This is a genomic window from Brevibacillus sp. MER 51, from assembly GCF_023714195.1.
Classification (GTDB): Bacteria; Bacillota; Bacilli; order Brevibacillales; family Brevibacillaceae; genus Brevibacillus.
The window spans coordinates 155069-180054 of sequence record NZ_JAMAUS010000004.1 but is presented as its reverse complement, the minus strand read 5'-3'; the positions used below and the strand labels follow the sequence as shown (position 1 = coordinate 180054).

20 protein-coding genes, 2 tRNA genes and 1 riboswitch are annotated in these 24986 nt (G+C 46.4%); of the genes, 8 read left to right on the top strand and 14 right to left on the bottom strand.

The features are described 5' to 3' along the window. Nucleotides 1-658: 658 nt before the first annotated feature. On the top strand, nucleotides 659-1723 hold the full coding sequence (locus tag M3630_RS10565; protein ID WP_251252067.1) for a hypothetical protein: 1065 nt from the start codon (nucleotides 659-661) through the stop codon (nucleotides 1721-1723). An 88-nt stretch (nucleotides 1724-1811) separates the two neighbouring features. Continuing rightward, the gene (locus tag M3630_RS10560; protein ID WP_188069490.1) at nucleotides 1812-2675 is read left to right on the top strand and encodes a hypothetical protein; all 864 of its coding nucleotides are present in this window, start codon (nucleotides 1812-1814) and stop codon (nucleotides 2673-2675) included. Nucleotides 2676-2782: 107 nt separating this feature from the next. Here M3630_RS10560 and M3630_RS10555 read toward each other — a convergent pair whose 3' ends face one another. Together M3630_RS10555 and M3630_RS10550 are read right to left on the bottom strand one after the other, a co-directional pair. Continuing rightward, nucleotides 2783-4750, bottom strand: a complete 1968-nt coding sequence (locus M3630_RS10555) for a dynamin family protein (protein ID WP_251252066.1) — start codon at nucleotides 4748-4750, stop codon at nucleotides 2783-2785. Next, nucleotides 4747-6417, bottom strand: a complete 1671-nt coding sequence (locus M3630_RS10550) for a dynamin family protein (RefSeq protein ID WP_251252065.1) — start codon at nucleotides 6415-6417, stop codon at nucleotides 4747-4749. The genes M3630_RS10555 and M3630_RS10550 overlap by 4 nt, the downstream gene beginning before the upstream one ends. A gap of 211 nt (nucleotides 6418-6628) precedes the next feature. Here M3630_RS10550 and M3630_RS10545 point away from each other — a divergent pair, with 211 nt between their 5' ends. From M3630_RS10545 to M3630_RS10535, 3 genes are read left to right on the top strand one after another with little or no spacing between them, the layout of a single operon-like run. Beyond that, nucleotides 6629-8203, top strand: a complete 1575-nt coding sequence (locus M3630_RS10545) for a spore germination protein (RefSeq protein ID WP_251252064.1) — start codon at nucleotides 6629-6631, stop codon at nucleotides 8201-8203. Continuing rightward, on the top strand, nucleotides 8204-9310 hold the full coding sequence (locus M3630_RS10540) for a GerAB/ArcD/ProY family transporter (protein ID WP_251252063.1): 1107 nt from the start codon (nucleotides 8204-8206) through the stop codon (nucleotides 9308-9310). It begins immediately after the preceding gene. After that, nucleotides 9303-10535 (top strand): Ger(x)C family spore germination protein, encoded by a 1233-nt coding sequence (locus tag M3630_RS10535; RefSeq protein ID WP_251252062.1) that lies wholly within the window; start codon nucleotides 9303-9305, stop codon nucleotides 10533-10535. Before M3630_RS10540 ends, M3630_RS10535 begins: the two co-directional genes overlap by 8 nt. Before the next feature lie 229 nt (nucleotides 10536-10764). On the opposite strand, the gene M3630_RS10530 is transcribed toward M3630_RS10535, so the two are convergent. The 5 genes from M3630_RS10530 to M3630_RS10510 form a co-directional block, all read right to left on the bottom strand. After that, the gene (locus M3630_RS10530; protein ID WP_251252061.1) at nucleotides 10765-12498 is read right to left on the bottom strand and encodes a hypothetical protein; all 1734 of its coding nucleotides are present in this window, start codon (nucleotides 12496-12498) and stop codon (nucleotides 10765-10767) included. Between the two features lie 346 nt (nucleotides 12499-12844). Next, complete coding sequence (locus M3630_RS10525; protein ID WP_173610801.1) at nucleotides 12845-13369, bottom strand: type 1 glutamine amidotransferase domain-containing protein; 525 nt, start codon at nucleotides 13367-13369, stop codon at nucleotides 12845-12847. A gap of 291 nt (nucleotides 13370-13660) precedes the next feature. Next, a tRNA-Leu gene (locus M3630_RS10520) sits at nucleotides 13661-13743 on the bottom strand. Nucleotides 13744-13759: 16 nt separating this feature from the next. After that, a tRNA-Pro gene (locus M3630_RS10515) sits at nucleotides 13760-13836 on the bottom strand. 116 nt (nucleotides 13837-13952) lie between these two features. Continuing rightward, on the bottom strand, nucleotides 13953-14459 hold the full coding sequence (locus M3630_RS10510; RefSeq protein ID WP_251252060.1) for an IseA DL-endopeptidase inhibitor family protein: 507 nt from the start codon (nucleotides 14457-14459) through the stop codon (nucleotides 13953-13955). Nucleotides 14460-14594: 135 nt separating this feature from the next. Here M3630_RS10510 and M3630_RS10505 point away from each other — a divergent pair, with 135 nt between their 5' ends. The 3 genes from M3630_RS10505 (at nucleotide 14595) to M3630_RS10495 (ending at nucleotide 17219) form a co-directional block, all read left to right on the top strand. After that, the gene (locus tag M3630_RS10505) at nucleotides 14595-14819 is read left to right on the top strand and encodes a hypothetical protein (protein WP_173610796.1); all 225 of its coding nucleotides are present in this window, start codon (nucleotides 14595-14597) and stop codon (nucleotides 14817-14819) included. A gap of 71 nt (nucleotides 14820-14890) precedes the next feature. Next, complete coding sequence (fosB, locus tag M3630_RS10500) at nucleotides 14891-15343, top strand: metallothiol transferase FosB (protein ID WP_483298461.1); 453 nt, start codon at nucleotides 14891-14893, stop codon at nucleotides 15341-15343. Nucleotides 15344-15497: 154 nt separating this feature from the next. Continuing rightward, nucleotides 15498-17219, top strand: a complete 1722-nt coding sequence (locus M3630_RS10495) for a protoglobin domain-containing protein (protein WP_251252058.1) — start codon at nucleotides 15498-15500, stop codon at nucleotides 17217-17219. A 5-nt stretch (nucleotides 17220-17224) separates the two neighbouring features. Here M3630_RS10495 and M3630_RS10490 read toward each other — a convergent pair whose 3' ends face one another. The 7 genes from M3630_RS10490 to M3630_RS10460 all read right to left on the bottom strand — a co-directional run bounded on the left by M3630_RS10490 (nucleotide 17225) and on the right by M3630_RS10460 (nucleotide 24735). Next, entirely contained in the window at nucleotides 17225-18328 is a 1104-nt protein-coding gene (locus M3630_RS10490) for a S1 family peptidase (protein ID WP_251252057.1), read from the bottom strand. A gap of 681 nt (nucleotides 18329-19009) precedes the next feature. Further along, nucleotides 19010-20320, bottom strand: a complete 1311-nt coding sequence (locus M3630_RS10485) for a nucleobase:cation symporter-2 family protein (protein WP_173610792.1) — start codon at nucleotides 20318-20320, stop codon at nucleotides 19010-19012. A 32-nt stretch (nucleotides 20321-20352) separates the two neighbouring features. Further along, nucleotides 20353-20943, bottom strand: coding sequence for a xanthine phosphoribosyltransferase (locus M3630_RS10480; protein WP_015892653.1), 591 nt, complete (start codon nucleotides 20941-20943; stop codon nucleotides 20353-20355). A 232-nt stretch (nucleotides 20944-21175) separates the two neighbouring features. After that, nucleotides 21176-21277, bottom strand: a riboswitch (purine riboswitch). Nucleotides 21278-21413: 136 nt separating this feature from the next. Then, nucleotides 21414-22499, bottom strand: coding sequence for a ribosome small subunit-dependent GTPase A (gene rsgA, locus M3630_RS10475; protein ID WP_251252056.1), 1086 nt, complete (start codon nucleotides 22497-22499; stop codon nucleotides 21414-21416). A 243-nt stretch (nucleotides 22500-22742) separates the two neighbouring features. Further along, the gene (locus tag M3630_RS10470; protein ID WP_251252055.1) at nucleotides 22743-23009 is read right to left on the bottom strand and encodes a hypothetical protein; all 267 of its coding nucleotides are present in this window, start codon (nucleotides 23007-23009) and stop codon (nucleotides 22743-22745) included. A gap of 96 nt (nucleotides 23010-23105) precedes the next feature. Further along, nucleotides 23106-23327 (bottom strand): WYL domain-containing protein, encoded by a 222-nt coding sequence (locus M3630_RS10465; protein ID WP_221868041.1) that lies wholly within the window; start codon nucleotides 23325-23327, stop codon nucleotides 23106-23108. A gap of 166 nt (nucleotides 23328-23493) precedes the next feature. Further along, on the bottom strand, nucleotides 23494-24735 hold the full coding sequence (locus M3630_RS10460) for an MFS transporter (RefSeq protein ID WP_251252054.1): 1242 nt from the start codon (nucleotides 24733-24735) through the stop codon (nucleotides 23494-23496). Nucleotides 24736-24986 lie beyond the last annotated feature (251 nt).

The window sequence follows — 24986 nt, the reverse complement described above, 5'->3', positions numbered from 1 at the left end:
CCGCTCGTCAAACATATCTTCCATTTTCATCTGTTTACAGGGTGGGCAGCATTAGTATTTAGTATATTGCATTCGTACCTAAGCTTTATTGGTCTTATCTTTTTGTTCATTCATACAGGTGGTCATTTTATAATCACCGTGACCGGTACGATACTCGTCTTGATTGCGGTTTGGCTCATAGGTTTTTTCACCAGACACGCGGATCCTCACACAAAATCAACCGTCATTCATTTAGACGATCAGCTATGAGGGGAAAAAGGAGATTTGATTAATGGAACTACAAGAGGAGAATCTGATGACTCCTTTACTCCATTTAATCATGTGACATGCTCTATTTAACAACAGAAAAAAGGCAATCCCCTCGTCGTTACAAGATCCGGGAACTGCCCTTTTCATTTTTCACTCTCAAACCTCTCTATTCCAACTCAGCCGCTACACGACTCACTTTTGCCGCCAGCTCGTCGAGATCGACGTGCAGGCGTTCATTGATTGGCGGCATGATTTTATCGGTCGCCTAATTATTTATTTAAAAACAATAATTTACATATATTCAATGTTGTGCTAAGCTTCAAACTGTAAATATTTACAGAAAATACCTTTTCTCAACCTTAAGGTACTAGAAATTAATTCATTTGAGAGGAGTGAAGTTTGTAACTACTTGGCACCAGTAGTACAAACGAAATACATGATGAAAAAATTACTTTGGGTTAAATTACTACTGATTTTTGGTTTATTCTTTTCCAACTCTAATAGTGCGTTTGCCAATGATGGAATAATAGAGAAGCAACAAATTCAGCAAAGTGACATCGAGGCATTCATTACTGGTATCACTGAAGAAGATTTTGAAGAAAAACCGCATAGAATCCAGATGGTAGAAGAAATAAAAGATTATATGAATGAACATGATGTATACTATTTCGAAGATGTTGCATCAATAATTGATAAACATCAGCCTACACGAACATCTAACATGAAAGCAAAACAATCAGAGGATATTGACTATAACGACTTGCAGGAAGACTTTGCAAGAATAGATGCGCTTGCACAAGAATACTACGAATACTATCAAATCCATCAAAGCTTCCCAGAGGAAAGTATGAGCTTGCGAAGCTCTATGTCAGAAAGTGATGCAATAAAGGCTCTAGGCAACGCTGGACTTAAAATGACTGAACGGCAATTAGCAGCTCGATTGGTTACATTAGGAGCTTTGGCAGCAATTGATGGCCCTTTGCCTGTGGGAGACTTTGTGGCGTTGGTTACAGGTGCCATTATTGTGAGTGAGTATTTAGATAATTATTTAGAAAACCAAGCAGCCTTAGAGAGAAATATTAGAGAGAATGAAGGACGTTCTTATGCCAGAGTTGTCACAGACAGTGTAACAATGACTAGTGAAATTGCAGATGAGATTAAAAAGAATAATGTTAAACACTTTCGAGCACGCTTGAATAGTTCTGGTGGGGTCCTCGTTACTACACCGCTATCCCTTGCAGCAGCTAAACTGGCTGCAAAAGATGAGGAAAATACATTTAGTGTTAGAAAGAGCCGAGCAAAAGACGTAGTAACGCAAACTGGGTATGAAAATATGCAGCATGATCCACATTTTTTTACTAGTCGGGGAATTCGCCCAGCCAATCTTCCTCACTATCACTTACTCAAAAAAAGAAACAATAATTGGGAACAAATGGAAGGGCATCATTTCTATCCTTGGAAATCCATGGGTTGAACCTTTTTGACGTAACTGTATTTACAGTTACGTCATCTCTTACTTATACTGGATGTTAAAATCGATCGTGCACACCACAGGAGGAACCATGAGGCTGGAAATATGCAAACTCGACGAGGTGATCGTCATTGGGGTCCCACAAGATTTGGATTTTGATTCTCATGACGATGATTACGCACAATTTTACAATCCTCGGCTCATTGGGATCGAGCATGTACTTGAGCCAGAAAAAATATTTGAGGTGTGGGATTCATATGGCACGATCATCGGGAAAAGAGTGAGCCATATCGGGGCTATTCCAGGTGGGTGTTTTGTGAAAAAAATACCCGCTGGACAATTTGCCAAACTTCATTCGAGTCAATTGGATTATACGCTAGATATGTTTGCTAGGACAAATTATCTCGAAGAAATGAGCTATGGATTCTCTACCAAAGTGACGAAAAAAAATGGCGATAAACAAGAATTTTCCTATCGTCCAGTTCAGTATCGTCCTGATGTTGTGAATACACGTACGATTCCATCATTAGAGAAAGAACGTTCTAAGTTGTTAAAAGAACGCTATGTTTCCATCTTTTTTGATACGGAAAGCTGTAGCTTTCGTCGATTTTTATATAAGCGATATGTTTCACAGGACAGAGGTTGTCTCTGGGAATTAGCGAGATTCAAAAACAATGATAAGGGTATCGTCAGAGAAGGTCTTTCAAAAAATGAAGCTGCAGCATTTTTACTCCAAAAAGGCGAGGTTCTCGTATTTTGGGAAGGGTACAGTACGTTTGGTAAAGAGATGATTCGTGACAAAGTAATGAAGATGGACGCAAAGCATCTGCTAGAAAACTACACGCGATTCACCTCTGACATGTACATTTTTGATGAGTCATTGACGTGGACAGTTATTTTTCAGCACGAACGAGATGAAGATGGATTCAAGCATATTTTGCTACGGGTAGAGTGATGAATGGGCTGACTCTCTATGCACTCCCCACACTTTTACCGAAAAAAGGGCAATCCCTGGTCTGAACAAGACATAGGGACTGCCCTTTATTACTTTTAGAAAATTAATTACTCCAACTCAGCCGCCACACGACTCACTTTTGCAGCCAGCTCGTCGAGATCGACGTTCATCTCAAGAGCCGCAAACAGACCTGTGAAGTACTCGTTGATCTGGTCGATGACGCGATTGCGTTCACTTGCCACCAGCTCTTGGAACAGCGTAGAAAACTGCTCATCCAATTGCTTGTTTCCGATTTCTACATATCCGCTCACTGGTTCTTGCATCCGCTTCTCCAGCTCGTCACGCATTTTTGCTTTGCCATCCTGCTCGAAAAAGTCTTTCGTGTTTTTGAACAAGGAAATCGCGGAAGCAAATGCGGATTCGGTTACTGGCAGCTCGTTTGCAAAGGAGAGTGTTTCCACCTGTCTCTGCTGATAAGGTGCCAAAGTCAAACCTGCTGCATAACCTTGTACATCCTTTTGCCACGCCGCAACAAGCATTGTGCCCTGCTTGTTCGTGAATTTCTCCAAACGAAGGGTAGTGGCACGCAGCTCCTGCGCCAAGTCGTAGCTGATCGAACGCAGAAGATCAGTCAAGCATCCTTGCAGTGCTTGCTTCATGTTGCGTCCATCGTCCTTAATCACAGCCGGGTTAAAAGCCAGATTAAACAGCTCATTGAAACGGAAGAACAAGCGCTGGCGAACGTAGTAGAGCAGCTCCTCGCGCTCTTTTGCCAAGTCGCGTTCGAACGAAGCGGTAGACAGTGCTTCAACAGCTGACAGAGCCTGTGTCTTGGCGTTGCTTGCTGCTTCTTTGCGCAATAGACGCTCGTCTTCCCCGGACTGTGCCATACGCATGAATTCAGTCAAGGTATCATGGGCGCGACGGATTTCACCGATTGCAGCATTCACAGCAATTTGCGTCAGCTCTTCAATCGTAAAGCGGAGGAACTCTGCTTCAAACGACGCCATTCCAGAGAACTTGAATGCTTCATCTGCTGGCATTAGCGGCTCGCCTTCAGCCGTATTCGTGCGCTGGCGGTATACTTTCTCAGCAGAAGCTGCCAGCTTGCCTTTTTCATGCATACGTGCCAACAGAGCAGTCTGGCTCGATACCGGATAAATACGTGGGAGGCGAATTCCGCACGAGAGGAGGTTTTTCTCTACGTGGGTTAGGACACCCTGCAATTCTTCTTCATTCGCTGCGAGGTCACAAGCATTGACGATAAAGAACATTTTGTCCATTTCAAATGTATCCTTGACGCGACCCATTTGCAGCAAAAACTCGCGGTCAGCCTGTGCAAAGGCGTGGTTGTAATACGTCACAAACAGAACCGCATCCGCGTTTTTCATGTATTCAAACGCCACACCTGTGTGACGTGCGTTAATGGAGTCAGCACCAGGGGTATCTACCAGAACAATTCCCTGATCAGTCAGCGGACAAGAATAGAACAGCTCGATGTACTCTGCGAAACAAGCTTTTTCTTCTTTTGCCACAAACCCTTTAAACGCTTGCATATCAACCAGCAGCTCGCCGCCCAGATGAGCCGACATTTCTGGCAAGCCTTTTGTAACAGCTTTCAAAAAGGTGTAGTGAGGTTTTGCCGTTGGCGGGATTTGGGCGACGTCGATCTTGCCCAGCTCAGCCAGTGCCCCTTCGAGATCAGTAGCGGTCATACCAAAGACAGCTAAGGAACGGATCACGTCCTGCTCAATGGCTTCACGCTCTTTCATGACGACACGAACCGTGCCATGCGGATGTGTATCTGTCGGCGGCATGATTTTGTTGATAGCCGCTGTTGTCGGGTTCGGTGACACTGGCAGCACGAGATCGCCCATCAAAGCGTTCGCAAAAGACGATTTCCCTGCACTGAATGCGCCAAACAGTGCAACGGTAAAACGATTGGCAGTCAGGCGATCTGCTCGATCCAGCATCGCCTGTGCCTGTGCTTGCATCCCTGGTACAGATACGACTTCTTCACTTGCGCGTCGCAGACGCTCTGCTGCCGCAATTAGTTTGTCTCGTAGTTGATTCATGCTACCTGTTCTCCTCCACGCATAATCGCCAACAGACGACCCTTGGTTTCTTCTTCTCTCGCTGCCAGTCCAGCCAGCTTTTGATGCAGTGCTGCCAATTCACGCAATACGCCAAGACGCTCGCCTTGAGCTGCACTTTCTACACGCACTTTCTCCTTTATCATCTCGACCACTTGTGCAATGAAAGAGAGACCCACTCGTCTGTACTCCAGCTTCATCCCGCTGGAAATATCCGCACAGTAGTTCAGGACGTACTCACTCGAAGCAGCACCCTCTTTGATGTGCTTGCTCAGGAACTCTCCTGTAATCTCAATCTTGGTCGCGTGCACGCTGGCGTGATATTCTTCGCTCCGCAAATCAAACACTTGCGGCTGCTTGCCAAGCCATTCTTTGAAATGGAAGTCGAGATTTCCCGCCACTTTTTCGCGGAACTCAACGAGAAGCGCTTCTTCACGACGTGCGCGTTCTTCCTCCGTCTTCTTGCCTGCAAACAACAATCCCACCTTGAAGCCCGGCTTACGGCTCTCCAAGTAGCTTCGTGCTGCTTCGTTTGTGCTGAAATAAGTCAAACGAGCATTGTCCAAGAGTACACTCAGCTCTTTTTCCATCTGCATTCGGGCATCCTCAGCACGCTGCTGTAGAGCCGCTGCAGTCGCTTCCTCCTGCTCAAGCGCTTTCTCCACAGCCGCTCTATTACGACTATCGATGCCTTCTACTTCCAGACCATCCAGCTGGGCTTCCCACTGCTGGCGTTGATCTGCCTGGCTTGTTCTTACTACTTGGATGTGTTCCTCGATCAAATGCTCGGCAGCACTGCGAACGCTCGTGCCAACCAGCTTTTCACGATCAGCGATCAACTGCGAGAGCATGCCCTTAAAATCCGCATACATGTTCTCAGGATGATCTGGCTCCGCAAGCGACGTGTAAAAAATACCATCGGGATGAATGTTCCAAGTCGCGAATGCTTCCTCGACACTTTCCTTATAGCTATCGAAATCCAATTCGAAATCAATATGTTTATCGATCATGTTCACAACCAGATAGACTGGTTTTCCACGGTCCTTCAACGTCTTCGTAAAATTGAAGTTCTCTTCGGCTTGAACATGGTTATAGTCCATCATGTAAATGACGACGTCCGCCAAATGCAATGCAGATTCCGTAGCGATTTTGTGTGCGGCATCCGTTGAGTCAATGCCCGGTGTATCGAGCAAGCTGGCGTATTCGTCAAGGAATGTTCCCGGATAAGAGACCTCTACGGATTCAACCGTATCTCCGTCAACAGCAAACTGCTTGAGCTTCTCCATCTCCGTATCTGGATCAAATGTAAGGACTCCGCTGTTCATGGTGAAGACGCGAGCCGCTTTTTCTCCGCCCCGAATCTTCACGACATTCGCACTTGTCGGAATCGGATTGGACGGCAACAAGTTGACACCCAGAAGCGTATTAATCATCGTTGATTTTCCAGCGGAAAAATGTCCGCAAAACGCAATATTCAGTTCAGCGTTTTTTGTTTTCTCGGCCAGTTGAATGAGCTTGTGCGGCGTGGTTTCGTCTCCCTGCGATTTCATTACTTCTGCGAGTTCTTCCCATGTATGTGCCAGTCGGGAAAAGTCCGTTTCCCGGATCAATACTTGACTGTCAAGCACTTCTATTCCACCCTTCTCCATCGTTCCTACTCTCTCTACTTGTGCCTGTTCAAAAGAACTTCCTTTATCCTACACTCTATTCTACCATGCCGAATGTACCATAGGTCACAAATGAGTTCAATTCAAAACTATGAAAGATTTAGCATTCGCCTATTCTTCCGCATAATTTTCCTCTCATCTGGAAAAAATCGCACTAACATGATATTCGCAATCTGAACGGGAGGAACTTAAAATGATGCGCAGATTTTTGTCACAGCGTCGCAAAAAGAAAACTCCCTCTCTTATCGCACAGCGTTTGCAGCAGCGAAATGATCCTGCACTTGCACTATCGACCAGTTTGCAACAAAACATGGAGACATTTAAGACTGTGCTCGGCAGCCCACACGATTTGTTAATTCGTTCCTTTACGATCGGCAACACCACACATTCCTGTGCCGTGATTGCGATTGATGGATTGGCGAACTGCGATATGCTAGATGCGCAAGTCCTTGGACAAATCCAGTTGATGATCTCGACTGCTTCCAAAGTAGTACCGACTGAACCTGATGAGATTGTCCGGATGCTTTATGAGGAAGTCCTTTCTGTCGTTGAAATATCGAAAGCAACGGATCTGACAAAAATACTCGAAGGCATTCTTTCCGGGGATACAGCCATTTTTGTAGATGGAGCGACCGAAGTCATTATTATCGACAGCAAGGGATGGAAAACTCGCGCGATTGAGGAGCCGGTCTCCGAAGGCTTGGTGCGAGGTCCGCGGGATGGCTTTACGGAGAGTATCCGGGACAATACCGTCCACATTCGCAGACGCGTCAAAGACCCAAACTTGCGCTTTGAAGGGTCCATCATAGGCAGACGCAGCCGAACAGATGTGATCATCGCTTACATTGAAAACATCGTTGATCCAGAACTACTAAATGAAGTGAGACGGCGAATATCCACGATCGATGTTGACGAGGTAGAAGAGTCCGGTTTTATCGAGCAATGGATTGAAGATGATTTTCTGTCGCCTTTTCCGCAGATTCATAACACAGAGCGGCCCGATAAAGTGAGTACAGCATTGTTTCAAGGCCGCATTGCGATATTGGTGGACGGCACTCCCATGGTGCTTATTTTGCCGGTGACGATTGGCTTGCTCCTCCACTCACCTGAGGATTACTACGAGCGTTGGATTGTCGGTTCATTAGCCAGGCTGTTGCGATATTTGGCAGCATTTCTGGCTGTCTATTCGCCCGCATTTTATATCGCTCTTGTCACCTTTCATCCCGGCTTGATCCCGTCAGATCTCGCCTTCTCGATTGCAGCCACACGTGATGGGGTTCCGTTTCCGGCATTCGTAGAAGCAATCATGATGGTGACGACGATGGAGCTGTTGCAGGAAGCGGGATTACGCTTGCCGAAGCCGATCGGCCAAACCGTCGGAATCGTTGGCGGTCTCGTCATCGGTGATGCTGCGGTTTCTGCGGGCATCGTCAGTCCAGTCATGGTCATCGTCGTCGCCCTCACTGCCATCGCTTCTTTTGCCATCCCTGCTTATCACCTTGCCATCGCCTTTCGGATGATTCGTTTTTTCGCCATGTTTATGGCGGCCATTTTTGGTATTTATGGCGTGGTGCTTAGCTTTATTGCCATCATGATTCATTTATCCAATCTGACCAGCATCGGGTACCCTTATTTGGCGCCTCTTGCTCCACAGATGCCAAGGGATTGGAAGGATATGATTTTACGCGCACCTGTTACCTTTTTGAAAACCCGACCAGATGCCCTTCACACGAAAGATGAAAACAGAATGAGTACAGGAGGGTCGTAAGTGAGTGCAGAAACCTTGGCGGAGAAAATGATCAGCAAAAATCATATGGGGATTAATATTGCCTCAGTCACAATCGGCGTCGGCATCCTGACCTTTCCCCGCTCCTTAGCCAAGGCAACCGGAGCATTCGATGGATGGATTTCCGTCGTGATTAGCGGTCTTTGCGCGTGTCTGGTTGGCTGGCTGCTTGCCAAGCTGGCTGCTCGGTTTCCGAGACAAAGCTTCTTTGAATACAGCTCGATCATCGCAAGCAAACCGATCGCCTACATCTTGACCTTTCTCGTCTGTATTTACACGATGCTATTTGTTTCATTTGAAATCAGGGCAATCGGAAACATCGCTAAGCAGTACCTGTTCTACAATACCCCGGTGGAAATGATCACGCTCTCTTTTCTCTTGATCGTTCAATATTCCGTGATTGGATCACGCATTGCCATGCTGCGGCTCAACTTGCTGTTTTTGCCTGTGGTTCTTGTCGTCATGTTCATCGTCCTGCTGTTTACTACCCAGTTGTTTGAGATCGATAATGTCCGCCCCTTCTTTTCATCAGACTGGCGCTCTCTCTTGGAAGGCTCCAGAGTAGTCGGACTGTCTTATTCGGGCTTTGAGATTATCCTTTTTTACACCATGCTGATGAAAAAGCCTCAGGAAGGGGCAAAGGCCGTGACGTTAGGTCTCTCGATCCCCATTCTGCTCTACATGACCATCTACATGTTCGCCATCGGAGTATTCTCTGCGGAGGTTGCGAAGAACCTGACCTATCCAACCATCGAGCTGGCAAAAGAGGTCGAAATCCCTGGCGGTTTTTTTGAGCGGGTGGAGTCCATTTTCTTCACCATCTGGATCATGACGATCTTCAACACATGTGCGATGTGGCTTGATATTACCGTGCTCAATTTGTCTTCCATGTTCAACAAGGTGCGCAAAACGTTTTGGGTGCTCATTCTTTCTCCCATGATTTATTTTGTCGCGATGCTCCCACAAAACCTGGTTGATTTCTTCGCGTTTGCAGACAGCATCACTTATTTCGGAATGATCCTTGTCTATTTATGTCCGATTTTGCTGCTCCTCATGGCTATCATACGGGGTGTAAAGGGTCATGAATAGACAGCTCACTGCTTTCTGCATCTTCCTGCTTCTATCGACTTTGCTGGCTGGATGCTGGGATCAGGTTCAAATTGAGGAACGAGGATTTGTGGTAGGCGTAGCGGTTGATAAACCTCGTACAAAAGAAGCCGAGCAGCAAGCCAAACAAGAGGCACCAGACAAACCTCAAGTAAAAGAGCGCTTTCTCGTCACCCATCAATTCGTCGTCCCCGGAGGATTGATCTCCGGCGGCCAAGGAAGCGGCGGTGGTCAAAACACAGCCAATGAGGCTTACCTCAACCTCGTATCCGAGGGAGATTCTCTTTTCGAGATTTCCCGCGAATTGGCTACCCGGACCAGCAGAACTCCGTTTTATCAGCATATGAAGATCCTGATCGTCTCCGAAGACGTTGCCCGTACGAAAAACGGATTTGCCAGAGCACTCGATTTCTATCTACGCGATCCAGATTCCAGACGAAGCAGCAAGGTATTTATCTCAAATGGCCCCGCTAAAGAAGTACTGGAAGTCAAACCGAAAACAGAGAAGTTGCCCGCTATTTACGTCAACTCGATTGGAGAAAACGTCAAAAAAAATTCCCGCATGCTCCCAGAGGCCCGATTGGGCGATGTCCATGAGGAGCTTCTCAGTTCGTACAGTTTTGTGGTTCCGCGTATTAGACCCGAAGAGCAGGAGGTAAAATTAGCAGGCGCCGCTGTTTTTACCCATGACAATCAGTTGGTTGGTTTTCTCGGGGAAGAAGAGACGGAAGGGCTGAATTTTCTCACTGGAAAAGTTAGCGGAGGTATGGTGAAAGGCAAGTTAAAAAACAATCTTGTCTCGATGAACATCCAAGGAATCAAGCATAGCATTGAAGCAGATTTACGCGATCCGCAACACATGAAATTCACGATAACTATCGAGTGTGAAGGCACATTAGCCGAGTCTTACGCCACAATGGATTCTCTGAATAACACTACGATGGAAAAGCTTGAACAAGTGTTTGCCGAAGAAATCGAGCGAATGAGTAATGATACCATCAGGAAGGTCCATAAGCAGATGAAAGTGGATGTCATCAAGCTTGGCAACTATCTGAAGCAGCATTATTTTTCGCTATGGAAAAAGATTCGGCGGGATTGGGAAACAGGGCAGCATCTGTATGAAAAAAGTGAAATAAAAGTTCAAGCAAAAGTCTATTTACGCAATATCGGTGCAATCAACCGTACCGAACGCCAAAACAACAGGTGATTCCATGCTCAAATTTTTAGGCGTAGTTCCTCCCTATATGACCTTCGCAGGAACGATCATGGCGTTTTTGATTCCCTATCTTTTTTTTAAAATCAATAACAAAATTCATGAGTTAGGCGATCCGCCGTGGAAGAAACGGAATAACTCCAAATCGTAACGAAGCCTCTATCAACATCAAAGCAAGGGCTTACTCAGCATTTTCGAGCAAGCCCTTGCTTATTTTCATTGTTCACCTTCCGTTTAAAAATTCTTCATACGTGACACGACTATAATTATTTTGCCGATTTTCAAGTTCTTGTATTTCATTTTCGAGTTCACAAATTTGTTGCAGGATTACTTGCATGCGTTCTTTTGCTTGTGTCTTCGTCGTGTTATCCTCTCTTTTCACTTTCTTTTTGGATCTTTTTATTTGTTCATCCAATTCCTCCTCTTCTTCTCTAAGCTCATCGACTCTACTTTTTCGATTTACCAAACGCAGATACTCTTGCCTTGAACCTCTTATGCACCCCACTAGTTTCCTTGCATATTCAGGATATGTTGTATCCACTACTCGCTTATACAACCAACGACTTTCTCGATGATCTTTTAATTTTAATAAGGTCCGCTTCAGTTCCGTAAGCAATTTTATATATTCTTCGATCTGAACTGGACTTGCCTGGTCATTTATTTTCGTGGCTAATTCGTTCCATGTTTCCTTTCCAATCCGAAAGATTTCCAATTCTTCTTGTTGAACCGAAAACAAATCTAACCAATCTTCATTCGCATCACGTAGCTTCTGATAATCGTTTTTGATGTGACATTCACCTAGTCTCGTGATAAAGAAGCCTTTTATTTGGTCTGAAATCAGTCCATTGATTTTGTCAGGAAGAAGCTCAAATTCTGCTGGTTTTTTTACGTCTTCTATGGCTTCAATCTCATGGATTAGGTGTTTGCTTTGCTCCAGGATTTTTTCTGCCCTTCCTAAACCGTTGGCAGACTTTGTGGCCCGTCCTTTTTGAACATCACCATAGTTGGCTACTTTCTTGACTTCCTCTCCCCTCCAATTGATCGGATTCTTGTTTTTCTTTCGATCAGTCGGTAGTGCTTGATGCATGGAAAAATGAATATTTTTCACCCATTTGATATCATCGAAGTCTTCGGAACCTTTTTCAAATAGTTTCTTGTCGCTTGTACCATCTCCTAGCCATAGATTGTATCTGGCAGTGGTGTCTTCCTTTGTGTAATCCAGATTCGCTTCGTCCATGGTTTGCGAATACTGTTCATATGAAGAGGTCCCGTCTGTCGGAAAACCAAATTGCCCATCATTGATCATCAACGCAGTAGCATCCCATTTAAAAGGAATTCGTACAGGAAGCTGAATTTCCCAAGGCTTATCCGAGTCTATTTCTTTCAATATGTTCCGTTTCTTCAATTGATCCTGATCCACGGAAAAGTTATATTGATCGTATTGTAATTCAACGGTGTATTCATACTTCGTTCCGACTCTTGCCTCTCGCAGCATTTCCTCGATCGTATTATTATAAGATTGTTGATTATTTTTCTTATCTTGTGGAGCAACATTCCATTGCTGATCTGCTTTTTCTCCCCGCAGAATCTGATAGCCAACCAAATGCCCCCCATTATAACTGGCTACTCGGTGTTTATCATTCCCATCACGTATAAGCGATTCTTCATAACCAAGATTACCGATAGCCGTTACTAGTGCGGACGCGTCACGATCAGAATTCCAGCCGTTTTTCGTGATCTCAACAGTAACGGAATGGGGCCGGTCGCAGGTATCCCCCAATTCTTTTGTAAAATGAAAAAACGATTCATTCAAATTTTCTTCCCCGTATACCTCTTTTAATAACCCCCAAAAGGTGGGAAGTCCTTTATCTGCTTGAACATCCGTAAATTTCCCGTCATCTCCGCGGGCATTTTCAAAATCCTTTTTTTCATATGTATCTGGCTTGTCTGCTTTCATTTTATTGAGATTGTCCGGATGGAGCTTCCTTTGGATGACAGGCATTGAAGATTGCTTTTGATTTTGCAGCAGCTTCGTCATTGCCTTGTTTCCTACTTTTTTAGCGAGTTGTAAAATGGGTGGCATATTTCGGTGGGAACTTGGTGGGAAAAGCGTATTTTTAGGAAGATGTGCGTTGCTAGCGATGTCATTTACTAATGGGACTTGATCTCGATTTTTGAACACCTTATCATCCCCTATTAAATGAAAATCATTCCTTATATTGTAACAATAGAGACAGAAAAAATGAATCGATAAGAAAAAGGGCTCACCCGTCTATCCGAGCAAGCCCCTGATTCCTTCTTTCCTATTGTTGTGCCAGCAAATCAGCAAACGCTTTGGCGTACGCAGGCAGATCAGGCGGTCTGCGTGAGCCAACAATGTGACCGTCTACCACAACCTCTTCATCTATCCAAATCGCTCCTGCATTCTCCATATCATCTTTAATGCCCGGCGTAGATGTCGTCGTTACCCCGCGTAAAATTTTTGCGGAAGCAAGCACCCAACCCGCATGGCAAATATGCCCAATTGGTTTTTTCGCCTCGTGCATCGCAACCACAAACGACAGCACTTCTGGATAGCGACGCAGCTTGTCAGGTGCCCACCCTCCTGGAACGAGTACACCTGCATAGTCGGCAGGATTGACCTCTGCCATCGCTTTGTCGGCCTCACACGGTACACCGTACTTCCCTATGTAGACGTGATTTGCCTTTGGGCCTACAAAATGGACCGTAGCGCCTTCCTCTCGCAATCTCATCACCGGATACCAGAGCTCGAGATCCTCAAATTCACTTTCGACGAAGCAAACCACTTGTTTTCCTGCAAGCCTCAACGTTCTCGCCTCCTTTTCCTTCTATACTACGCTATTGTAGCAGGTACAAAAGGAAATGACAGCAGGTTCATAGATCAGGCATTCATTTCCTCAGGAGTAGGTATGTACATGACGACTTTTGTCCCTTTTCCCATTTTTGACACTTGGTACAAGAGATCATCTGCCATACCGACCCCATCGCAAGTGTGTCCTCTCCTTTGGCAGGCTTTGTTGTCGTAAAGACAAAAAAAGTGAGAAACAGGCCTACTCACTGTTCCCCACCTTATAACGAAAACTATATGTATAGATTGCTGGTGCCGGTAGAGGGACTTGAACCCCCACGGTTTCCCTCACGATTTTGAGTCGCGCGCGTCTGCCAATTCCGCCATACCGGCTTATTCAAAATGAAAATGGTCGGGAAGACAGGATTCGAACCTGCGACCCCTTGGTCCCAAGCCAAGTACTCTACCAAGCTGAGCTACTTCCCGATTGCCAGCCATATCGGACCTTCTCTCATTCGACAACTTCCGATAAGTATCGCAACACTTACATACTATACAGACAAATTGAACCAATATCAATACCGGATTTTTTTGGAATATAGTCATTTTTTCCTAGTATTGAACTTCTCTCTTCTTGAGGTACAGATTTTCCCACATGGTATTTGCCGTTTCAAGAAATCTTGCGGAAGGTTAAAAGGATAATCCAGCGGATGGCGCCCTACAATGATCCAACGCCCATTTGGAAGCTTTTTCAACTGATACACACGGAAAAATCGATCACTGGAATCGAAGGCAAACCATACCACAAGTGTCGCGCGCTTGCTGCCCGAAGACAGGACCTGTGATTTTACAATCGGTGGCGCCCCTATCGTATCCCCTACCGGGATCGCGAGTCGTCCGTTTATTCGCCGCAAATCAAGATTGCCGATCACTCGATTTGCCAGACAAGGGGTCATGAATTTTTGCAGGAAACGGCGAATTTTCAACTTGGAACTGAACCGCTTTGGCAAAATGATTCCGCGATCCCCCACCCGCTTATGCGCTGAAAAGATAATCGTAAAGAATGCTTGCTCTGCCAATCGAATGACCTGCACCCATTGCTTTTTCATCTGACGTCCCTCCCCCTGTCAGACTATGCATCACGGGAGGAAAACGGTTGGACGCGTATCCATATACATAAACCGTTGCATGAGGGACAAATTAATACGGTGTTCCCATCATCAAAACCCGCAGGAGGTATAGCAATGCCTAGCCAAATTAACACTGACTCACTAAAAAAAGCAGAGGCAGCAACCACGCTGGCAAAAAATATGATTACGCAAGCGATCGAGCAATCTGCAGCCAATCCACAGCTCGCCGAAGAAGCCTTGAAACAAGCGTCACAGGAAATTGCCCAAGCGCAAACGATGGTGTCCCAAGTCCAATCCTCGCTGCAAACCCAAGCGCAAGCTCAACAAAGTCAATCCTAAACACATGCAGGCAGACCCGGAATGGACTGGTGGTTTGCCTGTTTTCCCCATACAATAGCAATAGTTGCAAGATGAATGCTAAAAAGGTGGGGGACGTATTGCCGCAACTCCAAGGATTGAATCATTTGCTTTTCTCTGTCTCTAATCTGGAAAAATCTTTTTGTTTTTACCGGGATGTCCTGCATGCCAAACCACTCGTACGAGGTCGCAAGCTGGCTTACTTTGACTTAAACGGCTACTGGCTGGCGCTAAACGAGGAACCTGACATCCCACGCAATGAAATTGCTCACTCCTATACACACATGGCCTTCACAATAACAGAAGAGTCATTTGACGAGTGGTACGCTCACTTGGAAAAGCATGGCGTTACCATTTTGCATGGACGGGATCGTTCGGAGCGGGATAAGCGCTCCATTTATTTCACCGACCCTGATGGGCATAAGTTCGAATTACATACAGGCACTCTCCAGGACCGTCTCGCTTACTACCGGGACGAAAAGCATCACATGACCTTTTTTGAATAATCGATGATGTTGCCCATTTCTTAACATTCTTTTCACAAAATCATAATAGTTCCAAAGATTCAACCCCATACGTGAATGCTATAATCTATAAAGTACTTATGGCCTATTCCCCTTGTGAATAGGCCCGTTTTTCGTAAACATATGGAGGGATTTTATGTTTGGTAAGCGTGGCGTCCAGACCGTTACCGCCTCAATTCAAAAAAGCGATGTCCAAATGTCCGATCAGCTAACGGGGAAGGTTCATTTTTTGCAAATGAATCAGACAGACCTTGATCGGCTGAAACAAATTGAACCACTCCTAACAGAACACCTAGAGGCCATTACAGAACGTCATTACCACATGCTTCGCCAATATTCCCATCTTATGCAGACGATCGAAACGCATACGACGGTTGACCGATTGGCCGTTTCCTTTCGTCACTATTTGCAATCGCTTCCACACGCCAAACTAGACGAGGCCTATGTTGCCGGGCGCAAGAAAATCGGAGAGGTCCACAGCAAAATTGGACTTGCGCCAGAATGGTATACGGGCTCTTACTTGCGGGTCTATGAATATTTGATTCCCGCAATCGTCAACACCTATTCGAAGCGTCCCCAGGAACTATCTTCTGTCCTGTTGGCACTCCTGAAGATCATCACGCTTGATTCGCAAATTGTCCTCCAATCGTATCAGGAAGACAATGATTACAAAGTCATTGATCGCCTGGGCGAAGTTCTGGAGTTAGTGATTAAGATCGATAAATTCAAGCATGTGTTGGACACGCTTGAGGATACGACTGAGGAAGCTGGCAATGTGGGATCTGCTGCTGAGCAACTAAGTGAATCTGTGCAAAAAGTGGCTCAATCAGCCGTCTCTGTCGCAGAGAGTGCTTCTACTACAATCGAGCAAGCGGCGATGGGCAAGGATATTATCCAAGAGTCATTAACCAGCTTTCTTTCCATGGCGGAGGAGTTCCAAGAGATGCAAACAAAAACTTCTCAATTAATGACATCCATCGCAGAAGTTTCTCAGGTCGTCCAAGTCATCCGCAATATTGCCGATCAAACCAATCTGCTTGCATTAAATGCGTCGATTGAGGCAGCTCGTGCCAACGAACACGGGCGGGGCTTTGCTATCGTGGCAGATGAAGTACGAAAGCTCGCAGAACAGACCAAGCAATCCGTTCAAAGCATTACAACCACAATCACCAACGTTCAGAATGAAGCTGTCCAGGTAAAAGAAACGGCCACTCTCATGAGCGACCATTTTAACGATAAAGTGATTCAGACACGGGATGCGATAAGGATACTAGGAGATATTGTGCAAAACATTGAGACTGTCGGGCATTCCACCGGACACATTGCAGCATTGGCACAAGAGCAGTCTGCTGCCACAGATGATATTTCAATGCGCATATCGCAAGTCCTGACGAATATGGAGCAGGTCTCTTCGCACGTCTCAAATGTAGGTAAAAACGTCTATGATGTTGGCGCTGGCATTAACAGCCTTCACAAGCTGAGCATCACACAAACGAGCCAATTAAAGACCAAGCATTATTTGCGAATCGTCAAAACCGATCATCTCTTATGGAGATGGTGGCTGTATAACTTCATGCTTGGGTATCACCACATTGATGAAAAGGAAATCGTCGACCATCATCAATGCCGCTTGGGGATTTGGTATGGCGAGGCCCTAAACAATCCTTCCTTGAGCACCTTGCCCTCTTTCAAGCAATTAGAAGCGCCTCATCGACAGTTCCACGAAACGGTTCGGCGGATTTACCACTTCGTCAAGCAAGGAAAACTAGAGGAAGCAGAAGCTACGTTTGATACGCTAGAAGATATCTCACAACGCATTCTCAACGTACTGGATCAGTTAGCCGAAGAAGTTTCCTAATGCTATTATTTATTTCGCTTTTTCTTGCTAGGCTGCCTTTTGGAGGCAGCTTTTTTTGTTTGGACACGGTTTAACTCCCCTGGAGATAGCGGTCTAGTGCGAGCGTTTGTTTGCCTGACTCTTTTGGCTTTGGCAACCGACCTGCCGGCTCTCCCTGCTGCTCTTGCTATCCCGACGCCAAACGCTTGCAATGCCCAGACAACCGGATACGAAATCGAGAGCCTCCCATTGGCTGAACCAGCAAAATTCACAGCCGCCGCGTAATTGCCCGCAGTCAGCCAAACAGAGCCGGAATCTCCAGGCAAGGAGATGGGAACCGTACTTCTTATGACTGTCTGATTCTGAAAACGGATGGTCCCCAGTCCTCCGTAGTTCCCGTAACTCACATCAATATCAGTGTGGATCGATTCAACCGTTCCCCAGGCCAACCCTGATGAACGGCCCACCTTTTTCAATCTGCGCCCGATGCCATACGAGCGAATTACACCTGGTACTCTGCCCACTGCTGCATAACGCGGGGCAAGGAGTCGATTGGAAGTAGGGATACTAATCGCTGCATCCATTCGATTACCTGCATTTTTTCGAAGTCGAACATACCGATACAAGCGTCCGATTCGATCTCTTCCTGAACGGCCTCCGTCTGCTCCACCTGGCTGGATGGTCTCGGTATAGCCGCTCGTATTGTTACGATTCAGGACATGATTGTTGCTCAGCACAAATCGTTGTCCTCCTCGCGCAACGATTAAACCAGCCGTTCCGGACGCCCCTGGGTAGCCGATACTATATCCAGCGATCACAGGTCTGATTCTTCTGCGATAATTCGTTGCAGAGGGACGTACAGCAGGATGACACTGGCACGGTCCAGAGGTGACGGTACGAACAGGAACGGATACACAGGCTGTCGCCACCTGCCTTTTGACAAGGACGCAACTTGGGCATCTCTTCTTCACGGCGGCACTTGCATTTACGGTATACATCACAATGCAGGCGCCGCCTTTTTTGTTTTTTCCGTTTGCGTAGCCAATCCCGATGCCAATTACGCCCGGCATCCGCTTCCACCTTTTGAGCAAATGCTTCTTGGCCAGGAGCGCTTCCTGAAAGGTTGCCATGGCACCCCTTCCTTTCGGGAGATAAGTTTGTTTTACATGGTCATCGTATGTAAAACTTGGCCAGCACTGTTGGACGCTTGTCATTGCCGGGAAGCCTTTTTTAAAAGTTGTTATTCGAGCTGTCGTGGTGGGGAGGAAACAGGAGAAAACGCTCAGATGCTAGGTCCACCTGCTGTGGGATTGACTGTCCGGCTCCATGAAAAAAAGCGAAACCCGCGTCCAAAGTCGTTCATTCAGGGGGTATCTCAGAGGTGGACGCTAAGAGCTTGTTTCTCTTTTTTTCATTGCGCCTTGGGCGGCGTCCCTAAGATCTTCACTTTTTTCTCCTGTTTCCTCTATGAACTTGCCATGTAATCCGATTTTCTAATGCCTAAAAAGATCAAAGAATGTAGTCAGCTACGACAGAGAAGAATATTTCCAGACGTAGCGACTTGTGGAGTCCTCCCCAGCGGAGAAGGGATTCGCGGGCAACAGAAACGCAACCGTGCCCACGCGACGTAGCGGCTACCACTTTTGCGTTTCCCCGCGAATCCCTTCGTTGCGGGCAGTCTCAGCCCTCAGAAGGACGGGGCCTGGAGCCTAGACTGGAAATATTCTTCTCCCCACCCCAGCCACATAATAAAAAAACCACCACTCCCCTATCAAACCAGGAAATGGTGGTTGGTTCATTATCTAATGATGTTAAGACGCTTCCGAAACAGTTACATTTGCCGGAGCAGTCTGAGATGCTTTTTTATTCGTGTGAACAAGCACGATATTCAAGATGACTGCCGTCAAAGAACCTGTCACAATACCATTTTGCAGCATCATTTTTGCCAAAGTAGGCAGTTGGTCAAACATCGTCGGAACCGCAGCAGAGCCTAGACCCACAGCGATACTGCAAGCAGCGATCAGCAGATTCTCGTTTTTGCTCAGGTCAACCTGCGAGAGAATATTGATACCTGATGCAACAACCATCCCGAACATGGCAATCATCGCTCCACCCAATACCGCGTTAGGAATGACCGTTGTCAAAGCAGCCAGCTTCGGCAGTAATCCGAGAACGACAAGGATTCCACCGGCACCAATCATCACATCGCGCGATTTAATGCCAGTCAATGAAACCAGACCAACGTTTTGTGAAAAAGCAGTGTAAGGGAATGCATTGAAAATGCCACCCAGTACGATTGCGACCCCTTCTCCGCGCAAACCTTTGACAACGTCTTGATCCGTTACTTTTGTATCCGTCACTTTACCGAGTGCAAAGTAAACGCCTGTGGACTCAGCCATGCTGATGATGTTGACGAGAATCATGGTAACAATGGCCACAATACTGAACTGTGGTGTACCGAAGTAAAACGGTTCAACCACGCTAAACCAAGAGGCTTCCGCAACATTCGCGAAGCTGACCATCCCCATCATGTAAGCTACAGCCGTACCGACAATCAAGCCGAGCAATACGGAAATCGCACGAATAAATCCGGTAAAGAAACGATTAATAAGCAAAATGATAACCAACGTTCCTAAAGCCAAAAGCAAATTGTGCGGTTGCCCAAAGTCCGGCATACCTTGTCCACCAGCCGCGTTGTTCATCGCAACGGGAATGAGCGACAGTCCAATGATTGTAACAACTGAACCCTGTACCACGGTTGGGAAAAAGCGCAGCAGCTTGCCGAACAGTGGAGCTGCCAAGACAACGAATATACCCGATATGATGATGGCACCGTAAGCGGTCGCTAGATTACTCGTAGAAGCAATCGCAATGATCGGTCCTACTGCTGTAAACGTACAGCCTAGCACAACGGGAAGGCGAATCCCCGTATACCTTGTGCCAAGGACTTGCAAGAGCGTCGCGATTCCACATGTGAAAAGGTCAGCAGCAATCAAATAAGCGATTTGCGTAGGAGTCAGATTCAAAGCACCACCGATAATCAACGGTACGACGACGGCTCCTGCATACATGGCAAGAATGTGCTGTAAGCCCAAAGTAACAATTTTATGTTTGGCTAGCATGAGTGAACCCTTACCTCCTATTGATTTTTTGATTAAACGCGTGCAGGCTCTTCTTCAATAAAGTGAATGCCTTCTGGTGACATCGATTCAATACGTGCCAATGATTCGATTCGTACGCCAGCTTGCTCCAAGAGACCACGGCCTTCCTGGAAGCTTTTTTCAATAACAGCGCCAACCCCTACGAGATGAGCACCCGCATCTTTGACAATATTCGTAAGACCCACCAGAGCAGCTCCCGTAGCCAGGAAGTCATCGACAATCAATACGCGGTCTTCTTTGGACAAATACTGACGGGAAACACTGATTTGATACGTTTCCTGACGGGTAAAAGAATGAACAGGAGCAGAGTATACTTCCTCTGTCAACGTGACAGCTTTTTTCTTTTTCGCATAGATAAAGGGAACACCCAAAGCAAAGGAAGTCGCCATCGCAAAATGAATTCCACTTGCCTCAATCGTCACGACTTTTGTAATGTTTTCACCAGCGAACAACTCGGCAAAACGCTGTCCGATCTTCATCGTCAATTGTGGATCTACCTGGTGGTTCAAAAACGCATCCACCTTCAAAACGGATGCCGACAGTACTTTGCCGTCCTGTACGATGCGCTCTTGTAATTCTTTCATCAGTTCTTCCTCCTCGGATATGGTTCCGGCCACTTTTTACCTGCGGCCTGCTGAAAATATAGAAAACCCAGAGTGGACAGTGTCACAAGCGGGCTACGTAATAAACCAACGCCAAGTGAAACTGTCCCTCTGGGCTTTTATCCCTTAGGTGTGACACATCATTCGTGCCTGCGTCGCTCGGACCAGCTTTCATTCAACCCTATGATTGGAATAGGAAAGAAAAAGACGGAACCCTAGACGCACTTTCACTCGTAGTCAGGTGATTTACGGTCACCTGGTAGAAACGGTTGGGCCTTATTCCCAAAATTATACGAGCTACCTATCTATTTTTTTCGAAGTGTAATAACGAGTATTGACCAAATCTATCATAACTCCCTCGTTGTGAGCAAGCGTTAATTTTTGAAAGGAAAAGGAAGCGCTTACTTGCTCAAACAAAGGAAAGAGCCCTGATTTCTCAAGGGCTCTCATACTTATCTCTTCGGTTTTTTCTGCCGCATTTGAACGTTGAGCTTCTTCCATTTATCCCTTTCAGCCGCTGCAAGCCTTGCATCTTCTTTACGCGCTAGATGTGCCAATTCGCGTTGAAGCTTCAGATAACTGTCAAAGCGTGCCTTTTCCAATGATCCAGCTTGGATGGCAGCTTGAACAGCACAGCCAGGCTCGCGCATATGCTTACAATCATTGAAACGGCATGTTTCCGCAATGGACTCGATATCGTCAAAGGCACCGCGGAAGCCTTCATCTGCCTCCCAGAGCTGAAGTTCCCTCATGCCTGGTGTATCGATCATCAGAGCACCACTCGGCAAGCGGAACAATTCACGATGTGTCGTCGTATGGCGGCCACGGTCATCACCTTCACGAACGCCACTGACTTTTTGCATCTCCGCTCCGCTCAATTTATTAATCAACGTGGATTTGCCAACACCAGAGGAACCCATCAAGGCAATCGTCTGGCCCTCGCCCAGATACGGTGCGAGTTGATCTAGTCCTTCTCCCTGCTCAGCACTGACTACGTGAACAGGTACTCCGATCGCAACAGATTCTACCTCTGCCATGGATGCATCCAGATCGTCACACAAATCTGCTTTGGAAAGCACAATTACCGGATTGGCTCCACTTTCCCACGCGAGAATGAGATAGCGTTCTAACCTGCGCAAATTCAAATCATTATTTAAGGAATTCACGAGGAAAACGGTATCGACGTTCGCGGCCACAATCTGCTCTTCCACTGTATCCCCAGCTACTTTGCGGGAAAACTTGCTCTTACGTGGAAGAAGTCCGTGGATGGAGGCTTTCTTTTCCTCAGGGCGAGCACTGATCACTACCCAGTCCCCGACAGCCGGAAAATCTTCTCGTCCGATGGCTTCATAACGAAGCTTACCCGTTACTTCGCCCAAGAGCTCGCCATGCTCACTCCACAGACGATAAATACGTTTATGTTCGAGTGTGATACGTCCCACACTGTAGCCTTGCTCGGCATAAGGGGCAAAATGATTAGCAAAATACTCATTCCAGCCCATAGATTGCAATACTTGTTGATTGGTTAGTTGATTCACTGCGGATTCCCCCTGCAATTGGTTAAATATATGGCTATCAGCCAGAACCAGTCACAGTCGAATCCTCATTTGGTGAACGGTATTACTGTTCGCTTGAAAGGAGGATTCCTGTGACCCCGACTACGACACTCTGAACAAATTTGATGGCTACCATAAAACATCTCTCCTTTAGCAAACCTACCATTCAGGTTTGGAATCATATTTCCCAATTATTGTACCATAATGAAACAAAATGCAACAGCGTCAATCTCCCCCGCCGCCGCCTCCACTATCTCCGCCACCACCGCTGTCTCCACCACTACCGCTATCACTTCCGCTGTCATAGCTATCCCAACGATCGTTTGAGTCGTGATTTCGATGATGATGATTGTGAGAGCTGTCTACAAAGAAGGCTCCGCCCCCGCTGTCTGAAGAGGAATGAGAGCGACTACTTCCGCCTTTTGCAGCTTTGGACGCCAAGACAAATACTACGATCAAAAACATGATGACGATGACAATGAAGAACTCCATTGTTGTCCCCGCCCTTCCTCTTTTTTGAAGTTGTTTCCTATTTAGTATAACATAGTGTAGCTGGAATAAGGCTGGGGGCGTGGAGGATGATCCCTTTCATCCGGCAAAATGCCCTGACACGGGTGCGATCGCCAAAATGTTTTCCAATACAAATACACGATACGCCTTCCTCATATAACAATATGCTTTTAAGCTCCCTTTGTTCTCATCAATCTGTACCAGACGGATCGTGCGCCTGCTAGTCTCTCCATCCTTCTTCAAATAAATGATCTCCACTGCTTGCTGCCGCGTTGCGTACCTTCTCAACTCCTGAATCATCAGGCTGTCACCACCACATAATGTGTCTTCTTGTTGTTGAGATCATCATATTAAAAGAGAACGTTTGTTCGCAAGTTTTGTTTGCAATAACCAACGATTGCCACAACAAAAAGGCATGCGCCCTAAAAATGGGCACATGCCTTACACTTGTCACACTTTGTTTGACTCAGCGCCTTCTAAGCGCACGTCCGAACACAATCAGAATCGGTGCCAATAAAATAGCCGCCGCAACCAGCGAAGCACGAATCGAAAAACGGGTTCCGATCCATCCGACAGCCGGACCACCTGCCGTTTGTCCTAAGGCATTGGACTGGCCCATCATCGATAAAACCGTCGCTCGCACACTGCTCTCAATGTTTAGATTCAGCCACGTATCATACAGCGGACTGCTTAAAGACTGAATCACACCGATTAACAGCAGTGCAACTAATGCCCAGCTAAAGCTAGGGGAAAAAGCAAAAGCAATCATCGCTGCAATTTTGAGTCCCGTCAACGTGAACATGCCCACAAGGACAACCCTCTCATTGTTCACATCCAGCTTTTTTTCCACAACGCCTACGACGATGAGGCCGAGTAAGCTTGCGAGTGCGGCAATGATCCCGAACCACATTGGCATTGAAATAGCCGCTAGCTCCGGAAAGCCAATTTCTGCGATCAAATGCGCTTCCCACAAACGGTCATACCCTTCAGAAGCTGCACCCGTAAATAGGGTCACGAACAAGATCAGCATGAGAACCGGCTGACTGCGAATCACTTGGGCACCCGAAGTCCACGTCTGAATCATTTCCTTCACGTGGGAAGCACCTTGCTCACGCTCACGAGGAATAAATCCAGTCTCCTTCATGAACAGAATCAGAAAGACACCAAGCCCCAGATACATAAGGCCACCTATGAGGAAAGGCAAATGGGGGGCGAGTGTTGACAAAGCCACACTAAGTGCAATCCCGAGCAGATTCCCAAACAAGGAATAGCGCTTAGCCTTCATGAAAATCGTACCGATCTTCTCTTCTCCAACCTCATCCACAATCCATGCAGTATCCGCTCCACTGATAAACGTATACCCGAGACCACTGATGACTTGCGAAAACAGGACCAAGCCGAAGACAGAAATCAACGGTATCCAAGCATCAAGCACGGGAACGATCCCCTGCATCGAAAATCCAATTCCCAGAAAAAACATCCCAATAATGACGGAGCGACGGCGACTGTACGTGTCCGCAACTACTCCTGTTATCCCTTCAAACACCAACACGGATAACTCCAATACCGTCCCGATCAATAGCAATTCAAACGGGTTAAAGCCCAGTGTCACAATATAGTAAAGCGCATAGGTCGTGAACATGGTTGTATTGGCCAGGGAAGTCAAAAAACTTTTGATCGTATATACTTTTGTCGCATTCATGAACATGGAAGCAGTATCCACCTTTTTTTAGGCAGATGACGCGTCCCGTTTTCACATACTGATCGTTACTCTACAATCCTCTACTGTGCAAAATGCGTACGCGTCATGCTGCCGTTCCTATTTTTCCTTCCTGTGTACTTGCTTGCTCTGAATAGTGTTTTTAACATGTGATACACCTCCGAAAGTAATTACAACTATTATAGAATGATTTAAATTGCCATACAATGGAAAAAGCTGTGCAGTGTGATTGGACACAC

What these genes read in the sequence shown, in the direction of transcription:
- M3630_RS10560 (WP_188069490.1), top strand. Translation starts at nt 1,812, where the DNA reads ATGAGGCTGGAAATATGCAAACTCGACGAGGTGATCGTCATTGGGGTC.
- M3630_RS10555 (WP_251252066.1), bottom strand. Translation starts at nt 4,750, where the DNA reads ATGAATCAACTACGAGACAAACTAATTGCGGCAGCAGAGCGTCTGCGA.
- M3630_RS10550 (WP_251252065.1), bottom strand. Translation starts at nt 6,417, where the DNA reads ATGGAGAAGGGTGGAATAGAAGTGCTTGACAGTCAAGTATTGATCCGG.
- M3630_RS10545 (WP_251252064.1), top strand. Translation starts at nt 6,629, where the DNA reads ATGATGCGCAGATTTTTGTCACAGCGTCGCAAAAAGAAAACTCCCTCT.
- M3630_RS10535 (WP_251252062.1), top strand. Translation starts at nt 9,303, where the DNA reads ATGAATAGACAGCTCACTGCTTTCTGCATCTTCCTGCTTCTATCGACT.
- M3630_RS10530 (WP_251252061.1), bottom strand. Translation starts at nt 12,498, where the DNA reads ATGAAAGCAGACAAGCCAGATACATATGAAAAAAAGGATTTTGAAAAT.
- M3630_RS10510 (WP_251252060.1), bottom strand. Translation starts at nt 14,459, where the DNA reads ATGAAAAAGCAATGGGTGCAGGTCATTCGATTGGCAGAGCAAGCATTC.
- M3630_RS10505 (WP_173610796.1), top strand. Translation starts at nt 14,595, where the DNA reads ATGCCTAGCCAAATTAACACTGACTCACTAAAAAAAGCAGAGGCAGCA.
- fosB (WP_483298461.1), top strand. Translation starts at nt 14,891, where the DNA reads ATGAATGCTAAAAAGGTGGGGGACGTATTGCCGCAACTCCAAGGATTG.
- M3630_RS10495 (WP_251252058.1), top strand. Translation starts at nt 15,498, where the DNA reads ATGTTTGGTAAGCGTGGCGTCCAGACCGTTACCGCCTCAATTCAAAAA.
- M3630_RS10490 (WP_251252057.1), bottom strand. Translation starts at nt 18,328, where the DNA reads ATGGCAACCTTTCAGGAAGCGCTCCTGGCCAAGAAGCATTTGCTCAAA.
- M3630_RS10485 (WP_173610792.1), bottom strand. Translation starts at nt 20,320, where the DNA reads ATGCTAGCCAAACATAAAATTGTTACTTTGGGCTTACAGCACATTCTT.
- M3630_RS10480 (WP_015892653.1), bottom strand. Translation starts at nt 20,943, where the DNA reads ATGAAAGAATTACAAGAGCGCATCGTACAGGACGGCAAAGTACTGTCG.
- M3630_RS10470 (WP_251252055.1), bottom strand. Translation starts at nt 23,009, where the DNA reads ATGGAGTTCTTCATTGTCATCGTCATCATGTTTTTGATCGTAGTATTT.
- M3630_RS10465 (WP_221868041.1), bottom strand. Translation starts at nt 23,327, where the DNA reads ATGATTCAGGAGTTGAGAAGGTACGCAACGCGGCAGCAAGCAGTGGAG.
- M3630_RS10460 (WP_251252054.1), bottom strand. Translation starts at nt 24,735, where the DNA reads ATGTTCATGAATGCGACAAAAGTATATACGATCAAAAGTTTTTTGACT.